This window comes from Tessaracoccus flavus (assembly GCF_001997295.1).
GTDB lineage: Bacteria > Actinomycetota > Actinomycetes > Propionibacteriales > Propionibacteriaceae > Arachnia > Arachnia flava.
Map to the genome: position 1 here is coordinate 3082258 of NZ_CP019605.1, position 19989 is coordinate 3102246.

At 69.3% G+C, this 19989-nt stretch carries 18 protein-coding genes; 11 read left to right on the forward strand and 7 right to left on the reverse strand.

Translation table 11 applies throughout. The features are described 5' to 3' along the window. Positions 1–3: 3 nt before the first annotated feature. The 5 genes from RPIT_RS14070 to RPIT_RS14090 form a co-directional block, all read right to left on the reverse strand. Positions 4–540 carry an NADPH-dependent FMN reductase gene (locus RPIT_RS14070; RefSeq protein WP_077344016.1) on the reverse strand — a complete coding sequence of 179 codons (537 nt, stop codon included), beginning with the start codon at positions 538–540 and terminating at the stop codon, positions 4–6. 83 nt (positions 541–623) lie between these two features. Beyond that, positions 624–1973, reverse strand: coding sequence for an L-serine ammonia-lyase (locus RPIT_RS14075; protein WP_077344017.1), 1350 nt, complete (start codon positions 1971–1973; stop codon positions 624–626). Beyond that, a complete protein-coding gene (locus RPIT_RS14080; RefSeq protein ID WP_218121644.1) occupies positions 1973–3304 on the reverse strand; it encodes an MFS transporter in 1332 nt (443 codons plus the stop codon). The genes RPIT_RS14075 and RPIT_RS14080 overlap by 1 nt, the downstream gene beginning before the upstream one ends. 307 nt (positions 3305–3611) lie before the next feature. Next, on the reverse strand, positions 3612–4664 hold the full coding sequence (locus tag RPIT_RS14085) for an NAD(P)-dependent alcohol dehydrogenase (RefSeq protein WP_077344018.1): 1053 nt from the start codon (positions 4662–4664) through the stop codon (positions 3612–3614). 513 nt (positions 4665–5177) lie between these two features. Next, complete coding sequence (locus RPIT_RS14090) at positions 5178–6011, reverse strand: hypothetical protein (RefSeq protein WP_077344019.1); 834 nt, start codon at positions 6009–6011, stop codon at positions 5178–5180. 183 nt (positions 6012–6194) lie between these two features. Here RPIT_RS14090 and RPIT_RS14095 point away from each other — a divergent pair, with 183 nt between their 5' ends. The 11 genes from RPIT_RS14095 (at position 6195) to RPIT_RS14145 (ending at position 17377) form a co-directional block, all read left to right on the forward strand. Then, a complete protein-coding gene (locus RPIT_RS14095) occupies positions 6195–6539 on the forward strand; it encodes a hypothetical protein (protein WP_077344020.1) in 345 nt (114 codons plus the stop codon). Between the two features lie 136 nt (positions 6540–6675). Next, a complete protein-coding gene (locus RPIT_RS14100; protein ID WP_077344021.1) occupies positions 6676–7314 on the forward strand; it encodes an SAF domain-containing protein in 639 nt (212 codons plus the stop codon). Then, positions 7314–8114, forward strand: coding sequence for a CpaE/TadZ family protein (locus RPIT_RS14105; protein ID WP_077344022.1), 801 nt, complete (start codon positions 7314–7316; stop codon positions 8112–8114). Before RPIT_RS14100 ends, RPIT_RS14105 begins: the two co-directional genes overlap by 1 nt. Next, positions 8111–9568, forward strand: a complete 1458-nt coding sequence (locus RPIT_RS14110; protein ID WP_077344023.1) for a CpaF family protein — start codon at positions 8111–8113, stop codon at positions 9566–9568. Before RPIT_RS14105 ends, RPIT_RS14110 begins: the two co-directional genes overlap by 4 nt. Positions 9569–9693: 125 nt before the next feature. Further along, positions 9694–10419 carry a type II secretion system F family protein gene (locus tag RPIT_RS14115; protein WP_162274586.1) on the forward strand — a complete coding sequence of 242 codons (726 nt, stop codon included), beginning with the start codon at positions 9694–9696 and terminating at the stop codon, positions 10417–10419. Beyond that, a complete protein-coding gene (locus tag RPIT_RS14120) occupies positions 10416–11285 on the forward strand; it encodes a hypothetical protein (RefSeq protein WP_077344025.1) in 870 nt (289 codons plus the stop codon). Before RPIT_RS14115 ends, RPIT_RS14120 begins: the two co-directional genes overlap by 4 nt. Further along, positions 11282–11479, forward strand: coding sequence for a hypothetical protein (locus tag RPIT_RS14125; protein WP_226996276.1), 198 nt, complete (start codon positions 11282–11284; stop codon positions 11477–11479). Before RPIT_RS14120 ends, RPIT_RS14125 begins: the two co-directional genes overlap by 4 nt. An 88-nt stretch (positions 11480–11567) precedes the next feature. Next, positions 11568–14240 (forward strand): LysM peptidoglycan-binding domain-containing protein, encoded by a 2673-nt coding sequence (locus tag RPIT_RS14130; protein ID WP_077344027.1) that lies wholly within the window; start codon positions 11568–11570, stop codon positions 14238–14240. A gap of 230 nt (positions 14241–14470) precedes the next feature. Beyond that, the gene (locus RPIT_RS14135; protein ID WP_335755108.1) at positions 14471–15538 is read left to right on the forward strand and encodes a branched-chain amino acid aminotransferase; all 1068 of its coding nucleotides are present in this window, start codon (positions 14471–14473) and stop codon (positions 15536–15538) included. Between the two features lie 64 nt (positions 15539–15602). Next, a complete protein-coding gene (locus RPIT_RS14140) occupies positions 15603–16760 on the forward strand; it encodes an LLM class flavin-dependent oxidoreductase (RefSeq protein ID WP_077344029.1) in 1158 nt (385 codons plus the stop codon). A 26-nt stretch (positions 16761–16786) separates the two neighbouring features. Continuing rightward, positions 16787–17377: a CE1759 family FMN reductase gene (locus RPIT_RS14145; RefSeq protein ID WP_077344030.1), complete on the forward strand. Its 591-nt coding sequence runs from the start codon at positions 16787–16789 to the stop codon at positions 17375–17377. Positions 17378–17661: 284 nt separating this feature from the next. On the opposite strand, the gene RPIT_RS14150 is transcribed toward RPIT_RS14145, so the two are convergent. Both RPIT_RS14150 and RPIT_RS14155 read right to left on the reverse strand, forming a co-directional pair. Then, a complete protein-coding gene (locus RPIT_RS14150) occupies positions 17662–19410 on the reverse strand; it encodes a leucine-rich repeat domain-containing protein (RefSeq protein WP_077344031.1) in 1749 nt (582 codons plus the stop codon). Between the two features lie 47 nt (positions 19411–19457). After that, on the reverse strand, positions 19458–19982 hold the full coding sequence (locus RPIT_RS14155) for a hypothetical protein (protein ID WP_077344032.1): 525 nt from the start codon (positions 19980–19982) through the stop codon (positions 19458–19460). Positions 19983–19989: the final 7 nt, after the last annotated feature.

Sequence of the window (19989 nt, forward strand, 5' to 3'; positions counted from 1 at the left end):
CGCCTAGGACGCGGCCTTCACGAGCGCGTCGAACAGGGCGTTGACCTCGTCGGGGCGGCGGTCGATGGGCGTGAACGTGCCCTCCTTGAAGTCGGCGAAGAGGCTGATGTTCACCTCCGCGCGGATGTCGACCATCGAGAAGTTCGCGACGATGGAGCGCCAGTGCTCGATGGCCCTCACCCCGCCGACGGAGCCGTAGCCGACGAACGCGATCGTCTTGCCGATCCACTCCTCCCCGAGGCAGTCGACGGCGTTCTTGAGGGCGCCCGGCACGCCGTGGTTGTACTCGGGGGTGACGAAGACGTAGGCGTCGCAGGGGTCGATCGCGTTGCTCCAGGCCTGCACCTCCTCCGAGTCGTACTTCCGCTTCGCCGCCATCGGGTGGGTGCCGCTGGTCAGCAGGGGGACGTTGAACTCCTTGAGGTCGATCAGCTCGTACTCGGCGTCGTCGCGCTTGCTTGCGATCTCATAGACCCAGTCGGCGATCCCGCGTCCGACACGTCCGTCCCTGATGGACCCGACGATGATTCCCACCTTCATGGCTGCTCCTTCCGCAGAACGCATCCCAGGGTAGTGGGGCTCTGAGCTTGTCCGTAACCCTTCGACAGCTCAGGGACCGACGCTCAGCACTCGATGACGTTGACGGCAAGACCGCCGCGGGCCGTCTCCTTGTACTTGACCTTCATGTCCGCCCCGGTCTCGCGCATCGTCTTGATCACCTTGTCGAGGCTGACGATGTGGCGGCCGTCGCCGCGCAGTGCCGTGCGGGCCGCAGCGATCGCCTTGACCGACGCGATCGCGTTGCGCTCGATGCAGGGGATCTGGACCAGCCCGCCCACCGGGTCGCAGGTGAGTCCGAGGTTGTGCTCCATCCCGATCTCCGCGGCGTTCTCGATCTGCTGCGGGGTCCCGCCCATCACCGCCGCCATGCTGGCGGCGGCCATGGAGCAGGCCGACCCGACCTCGCCCTGGCACCCGACCTCGGCACCCGAGATGGAGGCCGTCTCCTTGAAGATCATCCCAACGGCGCCAGCGGTGAGCAGGAAGCGAACCACCCCGTCGTCGGAGGCGCCGGGCACAAACCGGGCGTAGTAGTGCAGCACGGCCGGGATGATGCCGGCGGCACCGTTGGTGGGGGCCGTCACCACGCGGCCGCCCGACGCGTTCTCCTCGTTGACCGCCAGTGCGAAGAGCGTCACCCAGTCCATCCCGCGCATGGGGTCGGTCGAGTCGCCCTCGACGGCCAGTTTCGCGGCGAGTTCCGGGGCGCGACGGCGCACCTTCAGGCCGCCGGGGAGGTACCCCTCCGTCGCGATGCCCGCCTGCACGCACTCCTGCATCACCGCCCAGATGCGCAGCAGCCCGGCGCGAACCTCGTCCTCGGAGCGCCAGGAGAGTTCGTTCTCCAGCGCGATCCGCGAGATCGACTTTCCGGTGGATTCACAGAGTGCGAGCAGTTCGTCGCCGGTGTGGAACCGGTGGCTCACCGCCGTGGTGTCCTGCACCACGCGCGCGTCGCCGTCGGCCGCACCGTCGACGACGAACCCGCCGCCCACCGAGTAGAACGTCCGCTCCTGCACCATCTCGTCTCCGGTGTAGGCGCGGAAGATCATGCCGTTGGAGTGCAGCGGCAGCTCCCGGCGGCGGTGGAGGGTGATGTCGTCGTCCATGCTGAACGCGATCTCGTGGCCGACGTCGAGCAGCCCGGTTTCGCGGGCCCGGGCCACCCGCTCGGCGCCGAGGCGTGGGTCGACGGTCTCCGGCAGCTCGCCCAGCAGGCCGAGCACGACGGCGCCAGGCGTGCCGTGGCCGTGGCCGGTCGCGCCGAGCGACCCGAAGAGGTCCGCGGTCACGCGCGTGGCGTCGTTGGGGAGGGAGGCGCGGAAGGTCGCGGCGGCGCGCATGGGGCCGACGGTGTGGGACGACGACGGCCCGATGCCGATGCTGAACAGATCGAAGACGCTGAGGGCCATCAGTGAAGCCTACGACCCGGCCGGCCCCGGCGGCGGCGGATGCGCTCGACCACCTCGCGCCAGGACGGCACGACGACGCCCTGCTCCGCCATGAGCCGGCGCAAGCGGCGACGGCTGGCGAGGATGCCCGCCAGCCCGACGAGGAAGAACGGCGCCTGCAACGCCCAGGCCCAGCGGAGGTGGTCCGGGGTGTAGGGCCGGCCGTCGGCCACGAGGTCGAGGAAGACGCCCATGACGAGGATCAGCAACGTTGCGCCGCTGAACGAGCCCGTGATGACCACGCCGTTGGCCGCGCCCAGCCGGGTGAGGGGGAGGTTCGTGCGCGGGAAGTCGAAACCGATCCCGGTGCCCGGGCCCCCGGCGGAGAGCACGACGACCAGCAGGATGAGCAGCGGCAGCGGCGCCCGCCCCGGCCACAGCAGGACGACCGCCCAGGCGAGGATGATGGCCCCGATGACGATGAGCGCGAGGTCGGAGCGTCGGAGAGGGTGACGGCTGGTGAGCGTCCCGATGATGGGACCGGCGACCATCGCTGACACGGCCAGCAGCGACAGCAGGCCACCGGCCGCCGCCTGGCTGAGCCCCTGCCCGACCACCAGGTACGGCAGGCCCCACATGAACACGAACGCGGTGAAGGAGAAGCCCGATGTGAAGTGGATCCAGAAGCCGAGCTGGGTGGCCGGGTGCTTCGTGACGCCGAGCACGTTCGAAGGGATCTCGCGGAGCCGGTCGCTGACGACGCCGGGTTCGGTGCCCGGCGGTGCGTTGCGGATCCAGATGGCGGCGGCAGTCGCAGGCAGCAGGCTCACCGCTGCGGCGATCAGCAGCCCGTACTCCCAGCCACCACTCTTGACCAGCGGCAGCAGCGCGGCGACTGCGGCGATCTGCCCGAAGGAGGCCGACATGCCCGTGACCTGGCTCAGCAGCGGCACCAGTTGGGGCCGGAACCAGCGGGGCAGCAGGCGCAGGACCGAGTTGAAGATGCAGGCGTCGCCGATGCCGAGGAGCACGCGGGCCGCGTAGGCGAGCGGTAGGTCGTCGGAGACGGCCAGCAGCGCCTGCGAGCCCCCCATGATGAGGGACCCGGCCACCACCATCACGCGCGACCCGACGCGGTCGAGCACCAGGCCGACGGGCACCTGGGCCAGCGCATAGGTGGCCAGTTGCAGCACGACGAAGGTGGAGACGATCCCGGGAGTGGTGCCGAAGTGGTCGGCCGCCTCGAGCCCCGCGACGCCCAGCGACGTCCGGTGCATGACGGCCACGCCGTAGGCGAACAGGCCGACGCCCCAGACGATCCAGCCCATGTGGCCGTATCCAGTCTTGTCCACTCTCGCCTCTCCGCGATGATCCTAACCCGAGGATCGCCGTCGAGAGAGGGACGGTGACGCGGGGTAGTGGTGCCGCTTCCGAGCGGTTTCGATGCTCGAGGCGGGCTGGGCTCAGCGGCGAGCAGCGTTTAGCATCAGCAGGGGTCGGCCCAAACGCCGGGAGTGTTGGGCCGACCTGTTAGCTGCAGGACAGTGGACGCTGTGCCTGCAGCTTCCATGATCGCCCATTCGATGCGGCGGTGTATCGGCGGGGCAGCGGTGGTCCTACAGCGTGTAGTGGTAGGCTTCTCTGCCCCGCCGGCTGCACTCAGTCGCCGATGGTGGCGGCGTCGATGACGTAGCGGTAGCGCACCTTGGAGGCGACGACGTTGTCGTAGGCCTCGTTGATCTCGTCGGCGTCGATGATCTCGATCACCGGGTTGATGCCGTGCTCGGCGCAGAACTCCAGCATCTCCTGGGTCTCCTTGATGCCGCCGATCTGGGAGCCGGCCAGCACCTTGCCGCCGCCGATGAGGCTGCCGAGGTTGATGGTGCTCGGGTGCTCGGGGAGGCCAAGGTTGACCAGCGTGCCGTGAGGCTTGATCAGCCGCAGCGTGGCGTCGAGGTCGACGCCGTCGGAGATGGTGGAGATGATGAGGTCGAAGGTGCCGCGGAGCTTCTTCATGGCGTCGCGGTCCTCGGTGGAGACGTAATCGTCGGCGCCGAGTTTCAGCCCGTCGTCGCGCTTGGCGAGCGTGCGGCTGAGCACGATGGTCTCGGCGCCCAACGCAGCGGAGATCTGGACGCCCATGTGCCCGAGGCCGCCCATCCCCAGGATCCCGACCCGCTTGCCGGGGCCGGCGCCGAACCGCTTGAGCGGGGAGTACAGCGTGATGCCGGCACACATGAGCGGCGCGGCGTGCTCGAGCGACGTCTCGTCGGGGACTCGCATGAGGTAGTCCTCCTCGACGGTGATGCCCTGGGAGTAGCCGCCGTGCGTCGGTTCGCCGTCGCGCCCGATGCTGGCGTAGGTGGCGATGGTGCCGGGGCGGCTGGTGCAGAACTGCTCCTCGTCGGCGAGGCACATCTCGCACTCGCCGCACGAATCGACGAAGCAGCCGACGCCCACCCTGTCGCCCACCTTGAACTTGGTCACGTCCGAGCCGACCTTCGACACGACGCCAGCGATCTCATGGCCGCCGACGAACGGGTAGTTGACCTTGCCCCACTCACCGCGCGCGGTGTGGATGTCGGAGTGGCAGATGCCCGCGTAGGCGATGTCGAGGTACACCTCGGTGGGTCCGGGCTCCCGACGGGTGATCGTCGTGCGCTCGTATCGGCCGGTGGGTGAATCGATGGCGTAGGCGGCGACGTCTGGCATGGGTGGGTCCTCCTTGAACGACTGCCCACGATGCTACTCCGCGCCCGAGGCGTTGCTCGGCCCTCCTCCGGCCGGCCGTCCGTCCGCCCGCCCGTCGTCGCCGACGCCGACGCCAACGGGTTCAGCGAAACGCCAACGGGGAGAGCCGAACGCCAACGGGGAGAGCCAAACGCCAACAGCGAGAGCCAAACGCCAACAGCGAGAGGCAAACGCCAACGGAGAGCGCCGAACGCCAACGGAGAGGGCGACTCGCCACCCAGACCCATCGACGCCTGTGAGATCTCGCGGGCGTCGATGAGTGTCGTCGGCGAGTCCGATTGTCTGTTGGCGTTCGGTCCGGAGCGTTGGCGTTTCGCCTCGGCCGTTGGCGTTTGCCGCGCACGGTTGGCGTTCCGTCGGCTGGGTTGGCGTCGGGGAGGATCCGGTTGGCGTTTCCGCCGCGCCGTTGGCGTTTCGGTCGATCGGTTGGCGTCAGAGCACGACGACGACGCGCCTCAGCAAGCAGGGCGGCGGTTACTCGCCGGCCAGCCCTTCAAGCCACAGGGGAGCGTCCTCTCCGGGCAGGGGCTCTTCGGCTCCCTCTGCCGGGAGAGCGCAGTCGGGGGTCGCCCCGGGGGCCGGGCCGAACTCCTTGCCACCGAAGATGTAGGTCTTGGCGTAGTCGTAGTACGCGTCGTGCTCGCCGGTGTCGTACGGGTTGTCCAGCGCGCAGCGCCCGACGTAGTAGCCGACGACGTCGGCGAACGTCTCGGTGATCTTGCTGCCCGCGTAGTTGCTGAAGCGACCCTCCCGCGCGTACAGCTCCTTGAACACCTGCCAGTACTCGGGGTTCTCGAAGCGGTCGGAGTTGCGGACGTGCGCCAGTTCGTGGGCGACGAGCCGCGTGAGCCGGCCCTCATCCCCGCTGTCCAGGGCCCGCTGGAACTTCGAGAAGTCGAGCGTGACGTAGCTGGTCCTCGTCAGGCTCCAGTCTCCCCAGGCGTAGCCGCTGATCGAAGCTGCGTTGATGCCGACGTTGCCGCCCTGCTTCGCGAGCAGGTCCGTGCGGTAAGTGGTGCACTCCATCGCGTCGAGCGTTTCCCACAGGATCTTGATGGAGGGCCGGCGCTCGTCGGTCCACTGGCTCCCGGCCAGCTTGAAGCCGTAGTTGGCCGTCAGCTGCGCCTGGATCTCTTCGATGGAGGAGTCCGCGGGGTACTCGTGCGTCGTGGCGCAGGGGACGGGGATGCCCGTGACGGGGAGGACCGGTTCGGGGGCCAGGGGGAGGGCGGAGGCGCTTGTGGACGCGACGATGGAACCGGCCGCGACGGCGATCGTTGCCGTCAGCGTGGCGAGCCACTTGCGCACGTGGGCGTCCCCTCCCGAGATGTCTTCCGAGCCAAGATTCTCTCAGGATTCTCAGGAAGTCAAACGACGTCGATGCGCCTGTTGATAAGTGGGCAGGCGCCCTGCGCGAAGAACTGGCGACAAGGCGCGACGCAGCGTCATCCCACTGGCCGCAACGCGAGGGCGCGGCCGTAGGATGGCTGCATGGATGATCGAATCCCTCGCGACGAGGTCGAAGCCTTTCTCGAGGTGCGCCGAGAGCAGGGCCGGGAGATCGAGCCTGCCCTGATCGACTCGATGACCGCGAAGATCGAGGGCGTGGTCAGACGGCGATACCAGGCCGAACTGCAGTCGAAGACGCGGCAGGATCTGGCCTCCAAACAGGGTCAGGGTGCCCGGCTCACCGTTGCGATCATTTCGCTGGTCATGGCGATCCCGCTGACAGCCATCGCCAGCGGGATGGGACTGGTTGGTCTGCTCATCGTGTGGGCCGGCATCGTCGCGGTCAACATCGCTTTTGCCTTGCGCCGCCCGCCGACCGCCGACTAGCTCAGGCACATCGACGGCGACGTTTCAAGATGTCCAAAAGGAAAGTCTCCGAAAGTAGATGAGTTATCCACATCTTCGGATTTGAGTTTCGCAGCGCTCAGGCCCCCGCCTAGATTCACCGGCGAGAGGGGGGCCGATGCTGACTACCCAACGCCCGACGAAGCCGGACGCCGCGCCGGACACTCCGCGGCCTGCCGCGGTGCAGCTGCGAGCCCGCCGCAGCCCGAAGCTCATCGCACTCGGGGTGCTCCTCGTCACTCTCGGAGGCCTTGCGGCCGCGTTCCTCTTCAGCCTGAACTCCGAGCAGCGACCCGTCCTGGTGATGGAGCGCGACGTCCGCCGCGGCGCCGTGATTGCGCCTGAAGATCTTGCCGTGATCGAGGTCCCAGGTGGGCTCCAGCTCGAGGCACTGACGCCGGAGAGCCGCGCTGACATTATCGGCCAGCAGGCGCTGAGCGATCTACCGCGCGGCTCATTTCCGCTCACCCAGCACGTCGGCGCCGACCCGCTGCCCGAGGGGCAGTCCCTCGTGGGCCTGCGACTACCGCACGGCCGGCTGCCGGCCACCGAGCTGTTCAGCGGGACCGTCGTCAGCCTCGTCAGTCTGGCCGACGGCGACGACTCGGCCATCGCGGGTGTTCTGTCCTCCCCTCCTGTCGCGCTGGAGGACGGCACCTTCTCCGTCGATGTGCTGGTGGCCGACGTCGACGCCGCGCGCGCCGCGAAGCTGGGGGCCACCGACCTGCTCGCTCTTATGGTCACGGAGGAAGCCTGATGGCAGTCGTTGTGCTCGCTTCTGCCACCGGCTCTCCGGGTGTGACGACGACCGCGCTCGGGCTCGCCCTGGCCTGGCCGAGGCGGGTGCTCGTCGCCGATTGTGACCGGGACCCGTCGCAGGCTGTCCAGGCCGGCTACCTGCGGGGGATGGATCACGGCGGGCGCGGGCTGATGTCGCTCGCTCATCTCCACCGCGAGGGCGCGCCCCTCGATCCGGAGGTGTGGCGTCACGGACTGCCACTTGTTGAGGGTGGCGAGATCGAAAGACGCTTCCTGCCGGGCTTCGCGACAGCCGGGGCGTCGCGCCTCTTCGAGCATGTCTGGCGGCCGCTGGGGGAGAGCTTCGGGGCGCTGGATACCCAGGGGGCTGACGTCATCGTCGACGCAGGGCGGATCTCCACCACCGGGCTGCCCCTGGGGCTGCTGGCCGTGGCCGACACGGTGATCCTGTGCGTGCGGTCGTCGCTGCGGTCCCTGGCCGGGGCTCGGATTCACCTCACCACGCTGCAGGAACAGCTGCGGAGCCTTCCGGTGCCGCCTCCCGCAGCGCTGGCGGTGGTCGGGTCGGGCAGACCCTATTCCGGCGCGGAGATCGCGGCGCAGTTCTCCCTGCCGGTCGTCGTCGAGCCGGCGTGGGACCCGCGGGGCGCCGAGGTGCTGAGCGACGGTGGGCAGGAACCCCGCAGATTCAGTGACTCGCCGTTCATGGGCAGGTTCCGGAGCGACGCCAAGGCGTTGTCAGAGCGGATCGCGCGCACAAGGCAGCACACCGCCGTCATCGCGGGGGTGAGCGCGTGAGCATCAGCGAACTGCCGTCACTGGCCGGAGCCCTGGGACGTCTGGGCGTAGCCCCCGAACCCTACGAAACGCCAAGCTCCGCCGCCCAAGTCAGCGAGCCCCCTGCCCGGCGCTCCGTCGTCGAACCCGTTCCCTCCAGCCTCGACATCGACTGGCAGTTGGTGGTCGGGCTCCGACGCGAGGCGGCAGAGTCGATCTCGCGCGCGGCCGCGGAGTGGCTGGCCGAACGCGGCGCGCCGATGCCCGAGGCCGACCGTCGGGTGCAGGGCCGAGCCATCATCCGCAGCGTCGTCCACGCGCGTGCGCAGAGTCTCAGCGAGGCCGGCGAGGCGCTGTGGCCGATCGAGCTGGAGACCCGCTACGCCGACGCCGTCGAAAGCGCGATCTTCGGGTACGGCCGTCTCCAGCCGCTGTTCGACATCGCGGATGCCGAGAACATCGAGATCCACGGCTGCGACAACGTCATGGTCCAGTACGGCGACGGTCACCGTGAGCGGTTCCCGGCCGTGGCCGACACCGACGACGAACTGGTGGATGCCATCCGGTTCCTCGGCGAGACCGCGAGTCCGCCCCGTCCGTTCGACGACCTGCATCCCACCATGACGCTCGCGCTCGGCAACCGTTTCCGGCTGCACGCCATCGGTTTCGGCCTGTCATACAGGCCGAGCGTCGTCATCCGCCAGCACCTGCTCACGGACGTCACGCTCGACGACCTGGCCGACGGCGGAATGCTGCCGAGAGACGTGGCCCGGCTTCTACGGGCCGCGGTGCTGGGGCGAAAGTCCATCGTCATCTCGGGTGACCAAGGCGCGGGCAAGACGACCCTGCTCCGCGCGCTCATCGCTGCGATCCATCCGCGGGAGCGCTTCGGCACTCTGGAAACGGATTACGAACTCCTCACGCACCTGCTGGATGACAGACGCAACGTCCTGGCGCTGCAGGCGCGCATCGGCATGGGCGAAACCTCGGGCGACGGATCGGTCGGCACCTACACGGTCGCCGACCTCATTCCCGAGGCGCTGCGCCAGAACCTCACCCGACTGATCGTCGGAGAGGTGCGAGGCGCGGAGGCCGGAGCGATGTTCGAGGCTATGCAGTCTGGCGCGGGCACGTTGTCGACGACCCACTCCCACTCCGCCTCGTCGACGATCGATCGGCTCGCTGCGCGGGTGGCGCAGGGCAGGGTGCTCAGCATCGAGGACGCGATGCGCCAGATCGCCCACCACATCGACTTCATCGTGCATGTCAGCCTGCAGGACGATGCCTGGCGGGGCGGGGTCCGGCGCCGATACGTCTCCGAGATCCGTCAGCTCACCGGGGCGGTGGAGGCCGGGCGGCCGACGACCCACCTCGTGTACCGCGCTGCCACAGAGTCCTCGGCTGAGCTGTTCCAGCCGGAGGCGTCGATGGCGGCCGACTTGGCGCCGTTCGATCGGGCTGAGTCATGGAGGTGATGCTCGCCGCGCTCGCCGGGTCGATGATCGTCGCAGGGGCCATCGCCGTTGTCGTAGGCGCCCGCCGGGCGGTTCGCGAACCGTCCACAGCTTTGTCCACAGGTCTGTGGACAAGAATCGCGACCTTGTGGAGAGGCCTCCCGCGCGCCCACAGGCTGTGGGTCGTCGTGTCAGTGGGGGCCGGGGTGCTGGCGGCGGTCGCGTCGGGCTGGCTGCTGGCGCTCGTGCTGCTGCCCGCGGTGGCCATCGTCGTGCCGCTCCTGCTGAGCGCACCGCCCAATCGGGAGGTGGAGGTGCTGGCCGGGCTCGATCGGTGGGTGCGGGTCGTCGCGACGTCCCTGTCATCTGGGAAGTCGATCCGGGACGCGGTCTTCAGCACCCGGCACCAGGTGCCCGACGTGTTGGCCGACCCTGTGGCGAGGCTGTGCACTCGGCTCGATCAGCGCTGGACCATGCGCGACGCGCTGTTCGCGATGGCCGACGAGCTGGAGTCGGCCGACGCCGACGCCGTCGTCGCCGCGTTGGCCATCGCCGCCTCGAAGGGCGGGGCTGGAGCGCGTGCCACCCTCGGGGCTCTGTCCGACAGCATCCAGGATCGGCTGCGCGCCCTGCGTGAGATCGCGTCGGAGCGCGCCAAGCCCCGCGCCGTCGTCCGCCAGGTCACCCTCATCACGCTCACGGTGCTGGCCGCCGCCATCCTGTTCAATGGGCGATTCTTCGAGCCCTACACCACGCCGCTCGGTCAGATCATCGCGGTGGCGTTGGCTGCCACGTACCTGGGCTGCCTCCTCATGCTGCGGCGACTGACGGTCCCGCCGCCCGCTCCCCGCTTCCTGCGGAGCCAGGCATGATCGGGCTCGTCGTGGCCTGCGGCATGGTCGTCGGGCTGGGCTCGGTGCTCGTGGTGCGCGGCGCCCTGACCGCCCCTGTCCGACTCAGCGACGCGCTGGCCGCCCTGGACCGCCGGTCCGTCGTGATCGAGGCACCCCCGGCAGGGCTCGAAGGTTTCGGTGAGCGAGCGCAGCGGCGGCTGAAGCTGCCGCTCTCGGCCGCGCAGCAGCGGCTGCTGTTCATGCAGGGGCGCAGCGTCGGCGACTTCTTCATCGAGAAGCTTGTGTGGACCGTCGCTGGGGCGCTTCTCCCGCTGTTCTGGTCGATGGGCCAACTCATCCTCGGTAACCCACCCGGCCTCCTGCCGCTGGGGCTGGGGCTCGCCCTCGCCGGTGCCGGTTACTTCGTGGCTGACATCCGCCTGCGGGCTGGAGCGGAGCAGGAGCGACGGGCCGCGACCGACGGCATCCACACCTTCTTCGACCTCGTGGTGCTCGAGCGCCTCGCCAACTCATCCGCCGCACAAGCCACCGCCAACGCTGCCGCGATCTCGGACGCCCCGTTGTTCCGGCGGATCACCGCTGGGCTCGAGCGGGCGCGGATGGAGCAGACCCAGCCCTGGGACGAGCTCCACCGCATCGCCGACGAGTGGAACGTCCCCGAGCTCGCGGACTTCGCCGACGTCATGCGCCTCGAGGAGCAGGGCGCAGCGCTGGCCGAAGTGCTCCAGGCGCGGGTCAAGGAGTTGCGCGACGCTCACCTCGCCCACCAGCGCACGGCGGCCCAGGAAGCGACGGAGGGGATGGCGCTGTGGATGACGCTGCCCGCGCTCATCCTCGGGATCACATTCGTCACCCCTGCCCTTCTCACTCTCGTCAACTCATGAAAGGAACCACCATGCACGAGAACTTCCACAAGGCCGTGGCGCTGTGGGTCGAGGCCACGCAGCCCCGTCCCCGCGACGAGCGAGGCCTCTCGCAGTCCACGGAGAACGCCATCCTGCTCGCAGGCGCGGTGGCCGTGGCTGCGCTGATCATCGGGATCATCACGGTCTACGTCGAGCGCAACCTTCCCCGGTAATCGAACGCGCACATGAATCCTGTGGATAGCGGCAACGAGTCCGCTCGACCACCGACAATGCCCACGAACTGACCGAAGGAGGTTTCCGATGCGACTCGTCCGTGCCGTCGCGGCGCTCAGCGCACTGGCGCTGCTGTTTGTGGGCGTGCCGTGGCTGCTGATCGCTATCGGCAACCCCGGGCACCTGCTTCAGGTTGACTGGTCGACGGCGCTGTTGGTCGGCGCCGACAGCAGGGTCGTGCTCGCGCTCGTCAGCGTCGTCGCGTGGCTGGCGTGGGGGATCCTTGCCCTGACCGTGCTGTTCGAGGCCGTGGCGGTACTGACCCGCGAGCGGGTGGTGCTGCGTCTGCCCGGTACGGCGTGGCTGCGGCCGGCGGCGGCAGCACTTGTCGTCGCGGCCTTCTCCGTTCAGGGCCCCTCGCACGCCGCCGCTACCGCTGGTGCGCCGGAGGCGCCGCCTGCCCTGGCCAGCACTGCCGACGGAGCCCGGCAGGCCGAGGTCGGGGAGCAGGAGGCCCGGGCGCGGCCCGTCGGACGCAGCTACATCGTCCAGTCGGGAGATGAGCTGTGGAGTGTTGCGGAGCGGGAGCTCGGCTCCGGCGAGCGCTGGCGCGACATCGTCGCGCTCAACCCCGGCATCTCCGATACGACCCGGCTCATCCCCGGCGAGGAGATCGTTCTCCCCGGCGAGCCCCACCAGCCTCGCGTCGTGACTGTGCAGCCGGGCGAGTCGCTGTGGTCCATCGCCGAGCGCGAGCTGGGAGAACCGGAGCGTTGGCCGGAGGTCTTCGAGCTCAACAGGGACCAGGTCGCCGACCCCGATCAGATCGACATCGGGTGGCAACTGGAGGTGCCCGGCGGACCGGATGCGGGCTCGGTCGTCGACGTGGAGGAAATCCCTGGCGATGGCGCTGCGGAGCTTCCGGCCGACGACCCTGCACCGCCCGAGCCATCGGTTGCGCCTGACAGTCAACCGGAGCCGGAGCCGGAGCCGGAGCCGGCCCGGCCGTCGCCGGTCGTCGTCGAGCCGTCGGCGGGCATCGAGGCGGCTGTGGTGGACAGGCTGATGGGTAGGGCGCAGGAGCCCGTGGCCCAGTCAGCGGCTGAACAGGGCGAAGCGGCACCGTTGTCGTCGGGTCGTAGTGCCGACGAGGTCACCATGCTGCTCGGCTCGATCGGTGCCCTGATGGCGGCCGGCGTGGTGGCCGGTCTGGCGACCCGACGTCGCGCCCAACTCCTGGGCAGGGCCGTCGGTCAACGGCTGGTCCCGGTCTCGCCCCAGGTGGGTCGGTTCTGGACCGCGCTGGGCAGACGTGCAGCCGACGACGACGCTGCGACCGCGATGACGCCGACGACGCTGGTGCTGGGCTGGGACGCTGACCGGCCCGTGCATCACGATCTCGAGCTGGCCCGGGCGACGGCGGTGACCGGCCAGAGCGAGCCGTTGCTGGCCGCTGCGCTCACCAGCTTGACCTGCGCGCCGTGGTCGTCGTCGGTGTCGCTGATTGTCAGTGGTGACACGGACTGGGCGGCGGCGCTGGACGATCCCAGGGTGGAGGGCGAACCGGACGCCGACGCGGCCATCGCCCGCCTGCTGCGGCAGAGTTCGCAGCGCCGGTTGGCGATGCGCCAGGAGAGATTGTCAACACTCCGGGCAGATCCTGACCGCGCCGAAGCGTGGAGCCCGGTGGTCTACGTCTTCACCGACCCTCTCGCACCTGCCCAGCTGGATGCACTGGGCGACGTGCTGGCCCTCGGAGAGGTGGGGGTGAGCGTGCTGTTCGCCACCAACGAGCGTCCTCATGTCCCTGCGGTTCTGATCGAGGTCGGTCCGGCTGGTGCGTCCATGGACGGCACCGTCTTCGACCCCCAGCTCGTGGAGCGTCCAGCGAAAAGGGCGCTGCTGGAGCTGCTGACCGCCACCGGCACCGCCACCACCGAACCTGCTCCCTGGTGGCGACCGGACGCCCTTCCGGCGAACGTCACCCCCCTCGATCCACCCGAGCCCGATCAGCCCGAGGACACAGCGATGACAGCATCCTCACCCCAGCACCCGACCCTGTTGCTGCTCGGGGAGGTAGACCTCGTGGGGGCGGCGGGCGACCCGCCGAGCCGTGCGCGAGGGCAGTGCATGGAGTACTGCGCCTGGATCCTCGCGCATCCCGGCGCGCGTGCCACGACCATGATGCAGAGCCTCCTGGTGGCCGACTCCACCCGCCGCTCCAACATGAGCCGGCTGCGCTCCTGGCTCGGCTCCGATGACGACGGCGTCGCCTATCTGCCCGACGCCTACTCGGGGCTGATCTCGCTCGATTCCCGGGTCAGCTCGGACTGGGAACAGTTCGAGGGGCTGCTCAGCGGAGGTGTCAACGTCGCGTCGACCGAATCTCTTCGGCGGGCGCTGCGGATGGTGCGCGGAGAGCCGCTGGGAAGCTACGGCTTCCAGTGGATCTGGGCAGAGCAACTGCGGGCCGACATGGTCGCGATGATCGTCGATGCGGCCTGCGTGCTCGCCGACCGCGCCCTGACGAAGGGTGACGTGGAAGGGGCTCTCTGGGCCGTCGGACGGGGACGGTTGGCGCAGGCCGACGACGCCCTGGCTGTTCGCGAAATCCACGCGCTGTCACTCGCCGGCCGCCAGGACGAGGCCGAGCGCGCCGTCGTGGCCCTCAACCGAGCCGCTCGGGCTGCCGGCCGCGATCTCGCTCCGGAGCACGCCCAACGCGTCCAGGCCGCACTGAGGTCGGCGCGGGTGGGCTGACTCCATGCGTGGTCGGAGTGACACCCTCCAGATCCCTGAGCAGTGACGAGTGCTTTGCGCGAGGAGCGTCCGTCGAAGAGTTACCGCACTGTTGCTTCCCGTGGTCCGTCCTTGAGCGCGGCGACCACAGGTGCAAAGGCAGAAAATGCGCGCATCGGGCGAGCCTACCCAGCGCGTGGACTCACCCGGTAGAGTCGCTCAGTCGAGGTCTACCATCGCTTGCTATGCCCATGTTTCAAGTGACTCGCACGGCGACCTCCACGAGCGACGCCGCTCGCCAGGCGGCCCTCGCCGACCCGGGATTCGGCCGCTACTACGTCGACCACATGGCCGTTGTCGACTACGTGGCAGGCGACGGATGGCAGGAGCCGAGGATCGTGCCCATGACGGAGTGGGCCCTCCACCCGGCCGCAGCCGTGATGCACTACGGCCAGGAGATCTTCGAGGGGCTCAAGGCGTACCGGCGCGACGACGACTCCATCTGGCTCTTCCGCCCCGAGCGCAACGCCGCCCGCTTCGTCACGTCCGCCCAGCGGATGGGCATGGCGGTGCTCCCGGAGGAGCTGTTTCTGGCGTCGGTGACCGAACTGGTGGACATGGAGCGGGAGTGGGTGCCCACCAGCGAGAACGAGCAGAGCCTCTACATCCGCCCGTTCATGATCGCGTCCGAGCCCTACCTCGGTGTGCGCGAGGCCAACACCTACCGCTACGCGGTCATCGCCACGCCAGCCGGGCCCTACTACTCCGAGCCGATGAAGCTCTGGATCACGCCCAACTACACGCGCGCCGCCCCCGGCGGCACCGGCACCGCCAAGTGCGGCGGCAACTACGCGGCCAGCCTCATCGCCACCCAGGAGGCGTACGCCAACGGGTGCGGCCAGGTGCTGTGGACCGACGGCGCCGAGCACAAGTGGATCGAGGAGTGCGGCACGATGAACGTCATGTTCGTCACCGCAGACGGCGAACTGGTCACGCCGGCGCTGGGCTCGATCCTCGCGGGCGTCACGCGTGAGTCCATCCTGATGCTGGCAGCCGACCACGGGCTCACCGCCGTCGAGCGCCCCATCTCGGTGGACGAGCTGCTCGACGGTCTCGAGTCGGGTCAGATCACCGAGGTCTTCGCCTGCGGGACGGCCGCCGTCGTGACCCCGATCGTCGGCTTCAACTCGCCCCAGCGGGGCGAGCAGGTGGTTGCCGACGGACAGCCGGGGCCCAAGACGCGCGAGATCCGCCAGCACCTCGTCGACATCCAGTACGGGCGCGCCGAGGACAAACACGGGTGGACGGTCAAGGTCTGACCCAGGGTTTAGTTGAAATCTAAACCATGATGTAGGCTGGTGCCAACAGGTACTGGAGGACATCATGCAGTTCGGCATCTTCACGATCGGCGACATCACCCCCGACCCCACCACGGGCCGCACGCCCACCGAGCACGAGCGCATCAAGGCGACTGTCGAGCTCGCGCTCAAGGCGGAGGAGGTGGGCCTCGACGTCTTCGCGGCGGGCCAGCACCACAACCCGCCGTTCGTGGCCACCTCGCCGACGACGACGCTCGCGTTCATCGCCGCGAAGACCGAGCGGATCATCCTGTCCACCGCGACCACGCTCATCACCACCACTGATCCGGTGCGCATCGCGGAGGACTACGCCCAGCTGCAGCATCTCGCCGAGGGGCGGGTCGATCTGACGCTCGGCCGCGGTAACACCGGCCCGGTCTACCCCTGGTTCGGGCAGGACATCCGCGACGGCATCGCGCTCGCGATCGAGAACTACGAGCTCCTGCACCGGCTGTGGCGCGAGGACGTCGTCAATTGGCAGGGCAAGTTCCGCACCCCGCTCCACGGGTTCACCGCCACTCCCCGTCCGCTCGACGGAGTGGCACCGTTCGTCTGGCACGGCTCGATCCGCTCGCCCGAGATCGCCGAGCAGGCCGCCTACTACGGCGATGGTTTCTTCCACAACAACATCTTCTGGCCGCCCAGCCACACCCGCCGCATGGTGGAGCTGTACCGGCGCCGCTACGAGCACTACGGCCACGGCAGGGCCGACCAGGCGATCGTCGGGCTCGGCGGGCAGGTGTTCATGCGCAAGAACTCCCAGGACGCCATCCGCGAGTTCCGTCCCTACTTCGACAACGCCCCGGTCTACGGCGGCGGCCCGTCGCTGGAGGACTTCTCCCGCGAGACGCCGTTGACCGTCGGCTCGCCGCAGCAGGTGATCGAGCGGGTCCTCGGGTTCCGGGAGTACGCGGGCGATTACCAGCGCCAGCTCTTCCTCATGGACCACGCCGGGCTGCCGCAGAAGACCGTGCTGGAGCAGCTCGACCTGCTCGGCGAAGAGGTCGTGCCGGTGCTGCGCCAAGAGTTCGCGAAGCTGAAGCCCGCTCACGTGCCCGACGCCCCCACCCACGCCTCGCTCGTCGCCGCCGCCGGCGCGCCCGATCCCCCGGCCGAGCGCGGCCCCTCCGCGGACCGCTGGACCGGCACCCGCGCCGAGGACGGCAACCGCCTGACCGGCTAGTTCGTCACCCTTCGAAGGAGTTAGCTATGACCCGCATCGTCGTCATCTCCGGCGGCCTCGGCACGCCGTCGTCCACCCGCGTCCTGGGCGACCTCATCGTCGCCCGCCTCCGTGAGGAACTCGCCGGCGACGGCGACCTTGAGGTCTCGGTCGCCGAACTGCGCGAGCTCGCCCATCCCATCGTCGACGCCATGCTGACCGGCTTCCCGACCGGCGAGCTGGCGCGAGTCGTCGACGATGTCGCGGACGCGGATGCCCTCGTGGTGGTCAGCCCCACGTTCTCGGCGTCGATGAGCGGGCTCGTCAAGAGCTTCTTCGACATTCTCGAGCCCGACACGTTGCGTGGGAAGCCCGTGCTCATGGCCGCCACCGGGGGCACCGAGCGCCACTCGCTGATGCTGGACTTCGCCATGCGACCGCTGTTCTCGTACCTCGGGGCCGAGCCGGTGCGCACGGCGATCTTCGCTGCCACCTCGGACTTCGGCGGCCCCGGATCGGCTGCGCTCGGGCGTCGGGTCCGCGACGGCGCCGCCGACCTGGCCCGCGCCCTCACCTCCGCGCCCAGACAGCGCGAGCCGGAGGGTTTCGTGGACTTCGAAACCCTCCTCGCCGGCTGACCCCTCGCCGTTTCCCTGGGTTGCGGCCGTGAGGGTCGAGCGTGACGTCCGCGCCGTTTCCCTGAGTAGCGGCCGTGAGGGACGAGCGGCCGTGTATCGAAGGGCTCGTGAGGTGGTCCGCTGTCTCTGGTGGGCGTGGCGCTGTGGGGGGCCTTTCGATACGGGGCTCGTTCCTCGCCCCTACTCAAGGAGACGTGCCCTACTCTGAAGGGGTCACTTTGGTGACACGCGCGACCATAATGGTCGTACGTGTCGCTGAATGGCACCTCTCGGTAACGTAGGGGCTAGCGCGGGAGGATGTCGACGCTGCATCCCGCGTCGACCAGGGGCTGGAGGGTGTGCGCGTCGGTGATGCCGTCGGCCGACCAGAACAGCAGTTTCCGCAGCGACACCTGACCCGCCAGCGGCGATACCTGCGTGATCGAGTGACCGCGGAAGTACAGCTCGCGAAGCACCGGCTGCACCGTCCAGCCAGCAAGGCTCGCCACCGGCGAATCGCCCACGCTCAGCATGCGCAGGGATGGCTGGACCTGCATCCCACCCAGCTGGGTCACTCGACTGTTGGAGGCGTCGAGCGACTGGAGCTTCGGCAGCGAGGGTAGGCCCGAGAGATCCGCCACCGACGTGTAGTCGATCTGCAACGTGTCCAGCGACGGCTGTGGGGCGAACCCGGCGGTGGTCGTCAGCGGGTTGAACGACGCGTCGATGCGCGCCAGCAGCGGCATCGTCGGCAGGCCGGCCCACGAGGTGAGCTCGTTGTGGGTGATATTCAGGTAGGTGAGCGACGGCAGCGGCGGCAGGCCTGCGAAGGATGTCAGCCCGTTGCCACTGGCCACAAGGTCCTTCAAGATCGGCAGCGCCGGCAGCCCCGCGAACGACGGCGTCTGCAGCCCGGACGCCTGGAGCAGCGTGAGCGACCCGAGCGACGGCATCCCCTCGAACGAGGTGATCGGGTTGTTGTTGAGGTGGAGCGACGCCAGCTTCGGCAGCGACGGCATCCCGCGCAGGGTGCTGACCTGGCCGTCGCCGACCGACAGGAAGTCCAATTGACCCAGCGACGGCAGGGTCGCCAGCGACGTGAGCAGGGTCTCCCGCGCGTCGAGGTGGGTCAGCGACGGGGTGTGCCGCAGCGGGCTGAGGTCGCTGACCGGGGTGTCCCACATGGTCAACCTCGTCAGGGCCGGCAGGTGGGCCACCTCGGCGAGCGATGCGACGTTCGACGACTGAAGCCCGAGGAAGCTCACCTTCGCCTGGGGGGGCAGACCCTTCAGACTCCCAAGCTCGGTGAAGGAGAAGTCTAGGCCGGTGAGGTTGGGCAGGTACGGCATCCCTTCCAGCGATCGCACGCCGGAGTAGCTGCAGTTCAGACGCGTCAGGCGGGCGGCGGCCTCGGCGTCGAAGTCTGCGGCCGTGCGCACCCCGGAGCGAAGCACAATGCAGCTCTTGAGCCCGGCGTCCTTGACCTGGCTGAGGTCGCGCGGCCATTCGGGGCCGGGCTCGGCCGGCGGCGTGGGCGTCGGTGTGGGCGTGGGGGCGGCCGCGGGCGGCGAGAACCGCACCATGTTGTTGAGAATCTCCTTGGTGACCCACCGGTACGAGGTGCCGCCCGACGCTGCACGCACGGACTCGACGACGCTCGCCTTGAGGAAGGTTCGGCAGCCGTTCTGGCCGGTCAGGGGGGTGTCGCACTCGGTGCGCCATGTGCGCCCGGCGTTGGTCCACGTACCGGTGTTGGCCAGCGGGTTGTCGCCCCACCCGGCGCGGGGCATCGGGGCGTAGGTGAGGTTGTTGAAGGCCCAGTCGGTCTCGGGCACGAAGCGGCCGTTGATGTAGGACACCACCGTGGCCATGATCTCGGTGCGGCACCGCTTCGTCTGCGAGTACGGCTCGCACTCGGTGCTCCACAGGCGCCCGTTGATCTCATGGACGCCCGGCTCGAGGTAGACGTCGAGGGCGGCGGCGGGGGCTGCTGGGGCCAGCGGTGCGGCGGCGACCGCCACGAGCAGGGCCAGCGCGAGGCGGAGCTTCTTCACGACCGAAAGCTACACCCCGCGCGGGCGTTCCCCGCAGTCGGGGACGATCAGGCCTCGGCGAGGACCTCGGCCATGGCCTCGGGGCCCCAGCTCAGGATCTGTACCTGCGGGGAGGCGCTCAGCAGGACGGCGTTGCCGTGGCCCACGAAGACCCAGGTGTACTCGTTCGGCTGCGCGAACACCTCGTAGCCCGACTCCTCGGCGCTCTCGGTGACGGCCGTGATGACGGCGGAGGGGTCCTCGTCGATGATCATGACGTAGGCGGGCTGGGCGTCGCTGACCAGAGACTCCTCGGGGAGCTTGATGCCCTTCGGCACCTCGATCTCCTGCGGGCCCACCATGATCGTCTCGGTCTGCACGTCGCCCTCGAAGGTGATGGTGCCGTCGTCCTGCGTCTGAACGCCGCCCGGTTCAGTCGCATCCCCCGCGCCCGGGTCGGTGGGCTGCGAGGTGCCCTCGGCGGGGGCGCTGACTGTGGCGGTCGCGTCGGGCTGGGCGTCGTCGGGGGAGCAGGCGCTCAGCCCGACCAGGGCGAGGGCGGCGACTGCTGCAGCTGCGAGGCGAAACTTCATGGACAAC

Excerpts from the sequence above, each read along its gene's own strand:
- RPIT_RS14070 (WP_077344016.1), bottom strand. The coding sequence starts at position 540 with ATGAAGGTGGGAATCATCGTCGGGTCCATCAGGGACGGACGTGTCGGA.
- RPIT_RS14075 (WP_077344017.1), bottom strand. The coding sequence starts at position 1,973 with ATGGCCCTCAGCGTCTTCGATCTGTTCAGCATCGGCATCGGGCCGTCG.
- RPIT_RS14085 (WP_077344018.1), bottom strand. The coding sequence starts at position 4,664 with ATGCCAGACGTCGCCGCCTACGCCATCGATTCACCCACCGGCCGATAC.
- RPIT_RS14095 (WP_077344020.1), top strand. The coding sequence starts at position 6,195 with ATGGATGATCGAATCCCTCGCGACGAGGTCGAAGCCTTTCTCGAGGTG.
- RPIT_RS14100 (WP_077344021.1), top strand. The coding sequence starts at position 6,676 with ATGCTGACTACCCAACGCCCGACGAAGCCGGACGCCGCGCCGGACACT.
- RPIT_RS14105 (WP_077344022.1), top strand. The coding sequence starts at position 7,314 with ATGGCAGTCGTTGTGCTCGCTTCTGCCACCGGCTCTCCGGGTGTGACG.
- RPIT_RS14120 (WP_077344025.1), top strand. The coding sequence starts at position 10,416 with ATGATCGGGCTCGTCGTGGCCTGCGGCATGGTCGTCGGGCTGGGCTCG.
- RPIT_RS14125 (WP_226996276.1), top strand. The coding sequence starts at position 11,282 with ATGAAAGGAACCACCATGCACGAGAACTTCCACAAGGCCGTGGCGCTG.
- RPIT_RS14130 (WP_077344027.1), top strand. The coding sequence starts at position 11,568 with ATGCGACTCGTCCGTGCCGTCGCGGCGCTCAGCGCACTGGCGCTGCTG.
- RPIT_RS14135 (WP_335755108.1), top strand. The coding sequence starts at position 14,471 with ATGTTTCAAGTGACTCGCACGGCGACCTCCACGAGCGACGCCGCTCGC.
- RPIT_RS14140 (WP_077344029.1), top strand. The coding sequence starts at position 15,603 with ATGCAGTTCGGCATCTTCACGATCGGCGACATCACCCCCGACCCCACC.
- RPIT_RS14145 (WP_077344030.1), top strand. The coding sequence starts at position 16,787 with ATGACCCGCATCGTCGTCATCTCCGGCGGCCTCGGCACGCCGTCGTCC.
- RPIT_RS14155 (WP_077344032.1), bottom strand. The coding sequence starts at position 19,982 with ATGAAGTTTCGCCTCGCAGCTGCAGCAGTCGCCGCCCTCGCCCTGGTC.